Origin of the sequence: Microbacterium sp. 69-7 (assembly GCF_001897985.1) — a bacterium.
In the GTDB taxonomy this organism is placed as follows: domain Bacteria; phylum Actinomycetota; class Actinomycetes; order Actinomycetales; family Microbacteriaceae; genus Microbacterium; species Microbacterium laevaniformans.
Genome location: NZ_MKRU01000070.1, coordinates 1 through 9,040 on the forward strand (window position 1 = coordinate 1; position 9,040 = coordinate 9,040).

8 protein-coding genes and 1 pseudogene are annotated in these 9,040 nt (G+C 68.8%); 4 read left to right on the forward strand and 5 right to left on the reverse strand.

Annotated elements, in window-relative coordinates; genetic code table 11:
* The 4 genes from BGN98_RS06570 to BGN98_RS06585 form a co-directional block, all read left to right on the forward strand.
* Positions 1–1,411, forward strand: a 1,411-nt coding sequence (locus tag BGN98_RS06570; protein WP_288120353.1) for a PTS mannitol transporter subunit IIBC, incomplete at its 5' end; no start/stop codon positions are given.
* A 129-nt stretch (positions 1,412–1,540) separates the two neighbouring features.
* Positions 1,541–1,978, forward strand: coding sequence for a PTS mannitol transporter subunit IIA (locus BGN98_RS06575; RefSeq protein WP_005048150.1), 438 nt, complete (start codon positions 1,541–1,543; stop codon positions 1,976–1,978).
* Positions 1,978–3,126: a mannitol-1-phosphate 5-dehydrogenase gene (locus BGN98_RS06580; RefSeq protein WP_036284466.1), complete on the forward strand. Its 1,149-nt coding sequence runs from the start codon at positions 1,978–1,980 to the stop codon at positions 3,124–3,126. Before BGN98_RS06575 ends, BGN98_RS06580 begins: the two co-directional genes overlap by 1 nt.
* A 253-nt stretch (positions 3,127–3,379) precedes the next feature.
* Positions 3,380–4,276 (forward strand): endonuclease domain-containing protein, encoded by an 897-nt coding sequence (locus BGN98_RS06585; RefSeq protein ID WP_288120356.1) that lies wholly within the window; start codon positions 3,380–3,382, stop codon positions 4,274–4,276.
* Positions 4,277–4,491: 215 nt separating this feature from the next.
* On the opposite strand, the gene BGN98_RS06590 is transcribed toward BGN98_RS06585, so the two are convergent.
* The 5 genes and pseudogenes from BGN98_RS06590 to BGN98_RS06610 all read right to left on the reverse strand — a co-directional run.
* Entirely contained in the window at positions 4,492–5,607 is a 1,116-nt protein-coding gene (locus tag BGN98_RS06590; protein WP_288120357.1) for an adenosine deaminase, read from the reverse strand.
* A 40-nt stretch (positions 5,608–5,647) separates the two neighbouring features.
* Positions 5,648–6,967: a thymidine phosphorylase gene (locus BGN98_RS06595; RefSeq protein WP_061681819.1), complete on the reverse strand. Its 1,320-nt coding sequence runs from the start codon at positions 6,965–6,967 to the stop codon at positions 5,648–5,650.
* Positions 6,964–7,365 carry a cytidine deaminase gene (locus BGN98_RS06600; protein ID WP_061681826.1) on the reverse strand — a complete coding sequence of 134 codons (402 nt, stop codon included), beginning with the start codon at positions 7,363–7,365 and terminating at the stop codon, positions 6,964–6,966. The genes BGN98_RS06595 and BGN98_RS06600 overlap by 4 nt, the downstream gene beginning before the upstream one ends.
* An 8-nt stretch (positions 7,366–7,373) precedes the next feature.
* On the reverse strand, positions 7,374–8,669 hold the full coding sequence (locus BGN98_RS06605; RefSeq protein ID WP_061681828.1) for an ABC transporter permease: 1,296 nt from the start codon (positions 8,667–8,669) through the stop codon (positions 7,374–7,376).
* A pseudogene (locus BGN98_RS06610) lies at positions 8,666–9,040 on the reverse strand (ABC transporter permease); the annotation flags it as partial. The pseudogene BGN98_RS06610 and the gene BGN98_RS06605, both read right to left, overlap by 4 nt.

The following is a 9,040-nucleotide window of genomic DNA, read 5'->3' on the forward strand; positions in this document are numbered from 1 at the left end:
CGATGCGGGCAACTTTGCGGCCTACGTCGGCCTCGTCGGCCCGATGGTCACCTATCTGTTGCCGCTGCTGATCGCCAACACCGGCGGTCGCATGGTCTACGGCGAGCGCGGCGGCGTGGTGGCGACGATCGCCACCATGGGTGTCATCGTCGGCACCGACATCCCCATGTTCCTCGGCGCGATGATCATGGGCCCGCTGGCGGCCTGGATCACCAAGCAGATGGACAAGCTCTGGGACGGCAAGATCAAGCCGGGCTTCGAAATGCTGGTGAACAACTTCTCCGCCGGCATCCTGGGCATGATCTTGGCGATCGTCGGTTTCTTCGCCTTCGGCCCCATCATGCTGGGAATCTCGACGTTCCTCGGCGGCATCGTGGGCTGGCTCGTCAGCGTCAACCTGCTCCCGCTGCTGTCGATCATCGTCGAGCCGGCGAAGGTGCTGTTCCTCAACAACGCCATCAACCACGGCGTGTTCACCCCCCTCGGCATCCAGCAGGCGACCGAGGCGGGCAAGTCGATCCTCTTCCTCATCGAGGCCAACCCCGGCCCCGGCGTCGGACTTCTGCTCGCCTTCACCTTCTTCGGCGTCGGTGCGGCTCGCGCTTCGGCTCCGGGCGCGATCATCATCCAGTTCTTCGGCGGCATCCACGAGATCTACTTCCCGTACGCGCTCAGCAAGCCGATGACGATCCTCGCCCTCATCGCGGGAGGCGCGACCGGCGTGACGACCAACATGCTGCTGGGCGGCGGCCTCGCTTTCCCGGCAGCTCCCGGAAGCATCATCGCCGTGACTGCCGCGGCCATCGGCCCGGGCGTCGGCAACCTGTTCGTCGTGTATCTGTCGGTGATCCTCGCCGCCACCGTGACGTTCTTGATCACCGCGGTGATCCTGCGGGCGTCCCGCAAGCGTGACCTGGCCGCAGAGGCGGACTCCAGCGCATCGTTCGAGGCGGCGATCGCCCAGACCGAGGCGAACAAGGGCAAGAGCTCCGAGGCCCTCGCCGGCCTCCGCGCCGGGGCGGCCGCGAACGCCGGGCTCGAGGGTGACCAGTCGTCGCTGTCGGCCGACCGGGCCGCCGACGCCGTCGCCGCGGGAACGGTGGTACCCGCCGCACGCGTGACGAACATCGTGTTCGCCTGCGACGCCGGTATGGGCTCGTCCGCGATGGGCGCGAGCGTGCTGCGCAACAAGATCAAGAAGGCCGGCATCGACGACGTCTCGGTCACCAACAAGGCGATCGCCAACCTCGACGGCAGCGAAGACCTCGTGATCACCCAGCAGCAGCTCACCGACCGCGCACGCGGGCGCACGCCGAACGCGACTCACGTGTCGGTGGACAACTTCATGAACTCGCCGAAGTACGACGAGGTCGTGGATCTGGTGGTCCAGCAGCACAAGAACCAGGCCTGATCGCTCAGGCCCACCCTGACGCCGCGGGGACGGGATGCGCGATGCCCCGCCCCCGCGGCTCTCACCCGATACAGCGTCGCCCAGACGTACGATGACCGAGACGACGCTACGCACAGAGACGAGGACGACATGTCACGCGATGTACTGAAGATCGATCAGGTTCGGATCCACTCCGGATCGGTCACGAAAGAGCACGCCATGCGTGAGGCCGCGGACATCCTCGAAGCCGCCGGAGCCGTCACCTCCGCCTACTACGACGCGATGCTCCAGCGCGAGCAGACCGTGTCCACCTACATGGGCAACGAGCTCGCGATCCCCCACGGCACCAACGAGACGAAGGATGCCATCCTCGACTCGGCGCTCTCGTTCGTCCGCTATGACGGCGGCGTCGACTGGGACGGCGAGAAGGTCAGTTTCGTCGTCGGCATCGCCGGCAAGGGCGATGAGCACCTGGACATCCTCTCGCAGATCGCCCTGATGTTCTCCGAAGACGAGGAGGTCGCACGCCTGAAGGCGGCGACCACCGCAGAGGACCTGTTCGCACTGCTGTCGACGGTGAACGGCTGATGAAGGCCGTCCACTTCGGCGCCGGTAACATCGGTCGCGGCTTCGTCGGGCTGCTGCTGCACGAAGGCGGCTACGAGCTGGTGTTCTCGGATGTCGCGGCATCCTTGGTCGACGCCATCAACGCGGCTTCGGAGTACACCGTCCACGAGGTCGGCGATGGCGGCACCGACACGGTCGTGACAGGCTTCCGCGCGATCAACAGCGCCACCGATCCGCAGGCGCTGATCGACGAGATCGCCACCGCCGAGGTGGTGACCACCGCGGTCGGCCCGACGATCCTGCGCTTCGTCGCGCCGCACATCCTGGCCGGTTTGGCCCTGCGCGACCCGTCTCGGCCTCCGCTGCAGGTCATGGCGTGCGAGAACGCGATCGGGGCGACCGACACCCTCCGCGACGAGATCCGCGAGCAGGCGGGTGACGCGTGGGACGCGATCAGCAACCGGGCGGTGTTCGCCAACACCGCCGTCGACCGAATCGTGCCCGCACAGCCGGAAGGCGCGGGGATCGACGTCACCGTGGAACCCTTCTTCGAATGGGCCATTGAACGGCCCCCCTTCGCCGACGCCCCGCCCCACATCCCCGGCGCCCACTTCGTCGACGACCTCGCCCCCTATATCGAGCGCAAGCTCTTCACGGTGAACACCGGTCACGCCGCGACCGCCTACTTCGGGGCCCGCGCGGGCGTCGAGAAGATCTCCGACGCGCTGGCGGATCCGTCCATCGTCTCCCGCGTGGCCGCCGCGCTCGAAGAGACGTCCGCACTGCTGGTCGCGGTGCACGGATGGGATGCTGCCGAGCTCGCCGAGTACCGTGCGACGATCCTGCGCCGCTTCGCCAACCCGGCTCTGCCCGACACCGTCGGCCGCGTCGGGCGCCAGCCGTTGCGCAAACTCTCGCGACACGAGCGGTTCATCGGCCCCGCCGCGGCCGCCGCCGAGCGGGGGCTGTCCACGACCGCCCTGGTCGAGGCGATCGGGGCGGCGCTGGAGTTCGACGAGCCCGACGATGAGCAGTCGGTGGAGATGCAGCGACGACTGCGCGCCGAGGACGCGGCCACCTTCACCGCCGCGGTGACGGGTCTGGAGCCGTCGCACCCGCTGTTCGCCGCGGTCGAAGCCGTCGTCGGACAGCGTCAGTCCGAGCTCTGACCCGCTCCCGCGCCCCCGGGACGGCGGACCGCGCTGGCTTCCGGCCGCGGAGCCCGGGGCCCCTTCCACCGTTCACAACTCCGGAGATCCCTCGGTACACCGCACCCAGCCCGGGCTGTGGCCGACGGTCGCGAGCGCATCTCCGGAGTTGTGAACGGCGACGCCTCCTCCCCCGCGCCCCGCTGAACCCGGTCGTCCACCGACGCGGCACACAAAGCCCTGCCCGACGGGCGTCGCGGTCAGAGTTCTGGACATGATCCGATCTTCTGCCGACCGTCTCGTTCTGCCCAGCGACGTCCCGACCGCTGTTCTGCGGCGTGCTCACCTGCTCGCCGCGGGAGCCACCGGCCGACAGATCACCGATGCGGTGCGCGACGGACGGCTCCTGCGCCTGCGGCGCGATCACTATCTGCCCCGGGACACCGATCCGCAGGTGTGCGCGGCGGTGCAGTGGGGCGGGCGCCTGGACTGCGTCTCACTGTTGCGACTTCTCGGCGTGTTCGTACGGGAGCGTGCGGGGTTGCACATCCAGCTCGCTCCGGACGCCTCCCGCACGCCGCGACCGGAGGCGTCGACGGAGATCGTGCGACATTGGCGTCCCACCTCCAGCGCCGCCGATGATGTGCTCGTACCTGTCCGCGAAGCACTATGTGCAGCGGTGCGCTGCCAGCGGCCGCGGGATGCGATCGCCACGCTCGACAGCGCGTGGCATCTCGGGGCAGTGGATGAAGACGGTCTCGCTGACGTCTTCGCGCACGTTCCCGGGCGCTACCGATCCCTGCGGCCGCTTCTCGACCAACGTGCGGAGGCGGGTACCGAGACCCTCGTCCGCCTCATGCTGCGCAGTCTGGGATGCCACGTGGACCTGCAGGTTCGAATCGACGGCGTCGGCCGAGTGGATCTCCTCGTCGACGGCTGGCTTGTCATCGAGTGCGACAGTCGCTCGCACCACGGGTCGTGGGGGGATCACAAGCGAGACCGCCGCAGGGATGCCGCCGCAATCGGACTCGGCTTCACGACTCTGCGGCTGCTCGCCGAGGACATCCTCTTCCGTCCGGAATGGGTGATCGAGGTTCTCCGGCGGGCGGTAGCCCGCGGCCCTCGCACCACGCCGCGCACCGTGCGAGTTCACAACTCCGGTGAACTGTGAACGGACAGGCCGATCCGTGGCCCAGAGGGCCGAACCTGCTCGGAAACTCCGGAGTTGTGAACGGTGGCCGTGATCGACGTGATCGAGACGCGCACCGGGCTCCCCCGCGCTCCGCCCGAACCCAGAACCCGAACCAGAACCAGAACCCGAACCCGAACCCGAACCCGAACCCGAGCCGGCCCGGAACCCTTGACGGGGCTGCCGTGGGGTGCGGGTCAGGCGTCGAAGCCCTCGCCGATGAGCTCGATGAGCTCCTCGCGCTCCTCCACCGACAAGAAGGCGCCTGCGGCCGCGTTCAGCTGGAACGCCTCCAGGTCTTCGAGACGGTAGTCGAAGGTCTCGGCCAGCAGCGCGAGCTCGCGCGTGAGCGAGGTGCGGCTCATCGTGCGGTTGTCGACGTTGACCGTCACGGCGAAGCCGAGCTGGTACAGCAGGTCGAACGGATGATCCTCGAGGCTCTTGCCCCACGCCGCGATCGCCCCGGTCTGCAGGTTCGAGGAGGGCGAGAGCTCGAGCGGGATCTCACGGTCGCGTACCCACCGCGCCAGGTCTCCGAAGGTCACCAGCACTTCGTCGCCCTGCTGCTGCACGACCTCGAGGTCTTCCGCGATGCGCACGCCGTGGCCGAGGCGCAGGGCGCGGCCGTCGAGGATCGCGGAGCGGATCGAGTCGAGACCGGCCGCCTCTCCCGCGTGCACCGTCACCGGGAAGAACTCTGAGGCGAGATAGTCGAAGGCGGCGCGGTGACGCGACGGCGGGAAGCCGTCCTCCGCTCCGGCGATGTCGAAGCCGACTGCGCCGCGACCGCGGAACGCGACGACGAGCTGGGCGATCTCGAGCGACCGGTCGGCGTGACGCATCGCCGTGATGAGCTGGCCGACGCGGATGTCGCGACCCGAGCGATCGACGGCATCCTCGCCTTCCTCGATGCCCTCCTGCACGGCCTCGACGGCCTCCTCGAGCGACAGCCCGCCCGCGAGGTGCTGCTCCGGCGCCCAGCGCACCTCGCCGTAGATCACGCCGTCGGCGGCGAGGTCCTCGACGAACTCCTTCGCGACGCGGCGAAGGCCCTCGGCGCTCTGCATGACGGCGGTCGTCAAATCGAAGGTCTTCAGATACTCCACCAGCGAACCCGAGTCGCTCTGGTCCTCGAACCAGTCGGCGAGCTCCCCGGCATCCGTCGTCGGGACATCGAGGCCGATCTCGTCGGCGAGTTCGATGATCGTCTGAGGCCGCAGCGCACCGTCGAGGTGATCGTGGAGCGAGACCTTGGGAAGCGAGCGGATGGAGACGCCCTCGAGCTTCGGGTCGGCGTAGGGGTCGGTGGCCATGGGGCTTCCTTCTGGTGGGCTGTGCGGGTGGAGCTTAAGGTCAGGCGGTGATGCGCTCGAGGACGAGCGGAGTGGATGCCGGGGCATCCGTTCCGATCTCCCACGCGCCTTCGAGCGCGTCGAGGGCGCGCTCGAAGCGCTTGTCATCATCGGCCAGAAGGGTGAACAACGGCTGTCCGGCGACGATGGATGCGCCGGGCTTGACGTGCAGGTCAATGCCGGCGGCGTGGATGACGGGGTCCTGGGCGCGCGCGCGTCCCGCCCCCAGACGCCAGGCGGCGATGCCGAACGGGAGCGCCTCCATCCGCGTCAGCACACCGTTTCGGGCAGCGACAACGGTGTGCGTCTCGCGGGGGGTGGGCAGCGGCGCATCGGGATCGCCGTCCTGGGCACGGATCATCTCCCGCCACGCGTCCATGGCGCGCCCGTCGCGCAGCGCGGCTTCGACGTCGGCGTCGGGCTGTCCGGCGAGGGCCAGCATCTCGCGCGCCAGAGCCACGGTCAGCTCGACGATATCGGCCGGGCCGCCGCCGGCGAGCACCTCGACCGACTCGCGCACCTCGTTGGCATTGCCGATGGTGAGGCCGAGCGGGGTGTTCATGTCGGTGAGAAGCGCCGTCGTCGCGACGCCCGAGTCGGTGCCCAGGGCGACCATCGTGCGGGCGAGCTCGCGCGCCTTGTCGACATCGCGCATGAATGCGCCGGAGCCGAACTTGACGTCGAGAACGAGCGCGTCGGTGCCTTCGGCGATCTTCTTCGACATGATGCTCGACGCGATCAGCGGGATGGCCTCGACCGTGCCGGTGACATCGCGCAGCGCGTACAGCCGCTTGTCCGCCGGAGCCAGGCCCGAGCCGGCCGCGCAAATGACGGCGCCGACGTCGCGCAACTGCGCGAACATCTCGTCGTTGGAGAGCGCGGCGCGCCACCCCGGGATCGACTCGAGCTTGTCGAGCGTGCCGCCGGTGTGACCGAGGCCCCGGCCGGACAGCTGCGGCACCGCGACGCCGAATGCCGCGACGAGCGGCGCGAGCGGCAGCGTGATCTTGTCGCCGACCCCGCCGGTGGAGTGCTTGTCGACGGTGCGCTTGCCGAGTCCGGCGAAGCTCATCCGCTCCCCCGAGGCGATCATCGCGTCGGTCATGACACGGATCTCGTCGCGGTTCATGCCGTTGAGCAGCACCGCCATCGCGAACGCGGCCATCTGCGAGTCGGCGACGTATTCGCGCGTGTACGCGTCGATCATCCAGCGCAGGGCGTCTTCGGGCACCGCGCCGTGGTCACGCTTTGTGCGGATGACGTCGACCGCGTCGAAGGGCTCGACCGCGGCATCCGGCGTGTTCTGCGTCCCGCCGCTCATCGCGACACCTCCTCGAGGTCGCGCGGGCCGAAGGCATCGGGCAGCACCTCATCGATCGTGCGGATGCCGGAGACGGTCTCCAGCAGCATTCCCGGAAGGGCGAACTCGTTGAGCAGCTGACGGCAGCGCCCGCACGGCATGATCGTCTGCCCCTCCTTGTTGACGCATACGAAAGCGACGAGCTGCCCGCCTCCGGACATGTGCAGATCGCCCACGAGGGCACATTCGGCGCAGAGCCCGACGCCGTAGGAGGCGTTCTCGACGTTGCAGCCCGACACGATACGTCCATCGCTGACCAGCGCCGCGGCACCCACCTGATAGCGGGAGTAGGGCGCATACGCGCGGTGCATGGCCTCGGTGGCGACGGCGCGCAGCTCGTCCCAGTCGATGTCGGTCATGAAAGAGGTCACTCCTTGATATAGGGCTTGCCGGATGCCGCGGGCCCGCGGATCTGGCCGGCGAAGCCGGCGACCGCGAGGATCGTCACGACGTACGGGAGCATGAGCATGAACTCGCTGGGGATCGGCGTCTTCAGGATCGTCAGCAGGTTCTGCAGGTTGGTCGCGAAGCCGAACAGCAGGGCGGCGAGAGTCGCGCGGATCGGGTCCCAGCGACCGAAGATGACGGCCGCGAGGGCGATGAAGCCGAGCCCCGCGGTCATGTCCTTGCCGAACTGCGGCACCGAGACGAGCGTGAAGTACGCTCCGCCGATGCCGGCGATCGCGCCGGCCAGCGAGACGTTCCAGAACCGGGACGTGTTCACCTTGATGCCGACCGTGTCGGCCGCCTGCGGGTGTTCGCCGACGGCGCGCAGGCGCAGGCCCCACCGCGTGCGGTAGAGGCCCCAGGCCACGAGCGGAACCGTCACGAACATGAGGTACACGATGAAGGTCTGGTTGAACAGCACCGGTCCGATGATCGGGATCTCGCTCAGCACGGGGATCTGGATACGGCCGAAGCGCTCCGGGGTGTTGAGCTGCTGCTCGTTGGGAGCCAGGAGCGCACCGTACAGGAAGCCGGTCAGACCGGTCACGAGGACGTTCAGCACGACACCGACGATGACCTGGTCGACGAGGTACTTGAGCGCGAAGGCTGCGAGCACGAACGAGACGAGGACACCGCCGACCATGGCGCCGAGCAGCCCGATGAACGGGTTGTGCGTGATGCTGGAGAGCACGGCGGCCGAGAACGCACCGAGCAGCAGCTGTCCTTCGATCGCGACGTTGACCACGCCCACGCGTTCGCCGATCACACCGCCGAGCGCACCGAAGACGAGGGGCACCGACAGCGATACGGCGCCGAACAGCAGGCTCGAGACGGGCACGAACCCGTCGGCAGCGGCCCACACCAGGAACGCCACGACGCCGAGAACGCCGAACGCGATCGTCAGCCAGAGGGACGGACGACGGTACGTCCACGCCCGCCACGCCGCGCCGGCGGTGAGCACGACCAGCACGGCCCACAGCGTCCAGGCGGTCGGCGCGGTGGGGACGCCCACGTCGGGCAGACCGAAGGACTGCGACGGATCGCCGAGACGGAAGGTCGAGACACCGACGCGCGGTGCCAGGCCGAAGAGGGCGGCCAGCAGCACGAGGATGACCGCGAGAACGATCGGCGCCTTGAAGTGCCGCTCCCGGACGACGACCAGCTGGATGGTGCCGTCACTCTGCTCGATCTGGGCTGCCGGTGTCGAGGCGCTCATGCGGCCACCGCCTTCTTCGCGGCCTTCGCTCGCGCCTTGGCCGCCTTCTCGGCGTCGGTCTTGGGGAGGAAGAACACGGCGCGCAGGAGCGGCGGCGCCGCGATGAACAGTACGATCAACGACTGCACGACGAGCACGATGTCCACGGGGATGCCCTGTGCCTGCATCGAGAACGATCCCGCCTTGAGCGCACCGAAGAGGATGCCGGCAGCCAGGGTCCCCCACGCGCGGCTACGACCGAGGAGGGCGACGGTGATCGCATCGAAGCCGATGCCGGCGTCGATCGTCGCGCCGAAGCCCGTCGTGACGGTGCCCTGGATCTGGTTCATGGCGGCGAGGCCCGCCAGGCCGCCCGCGAAGAGCATCGCGTA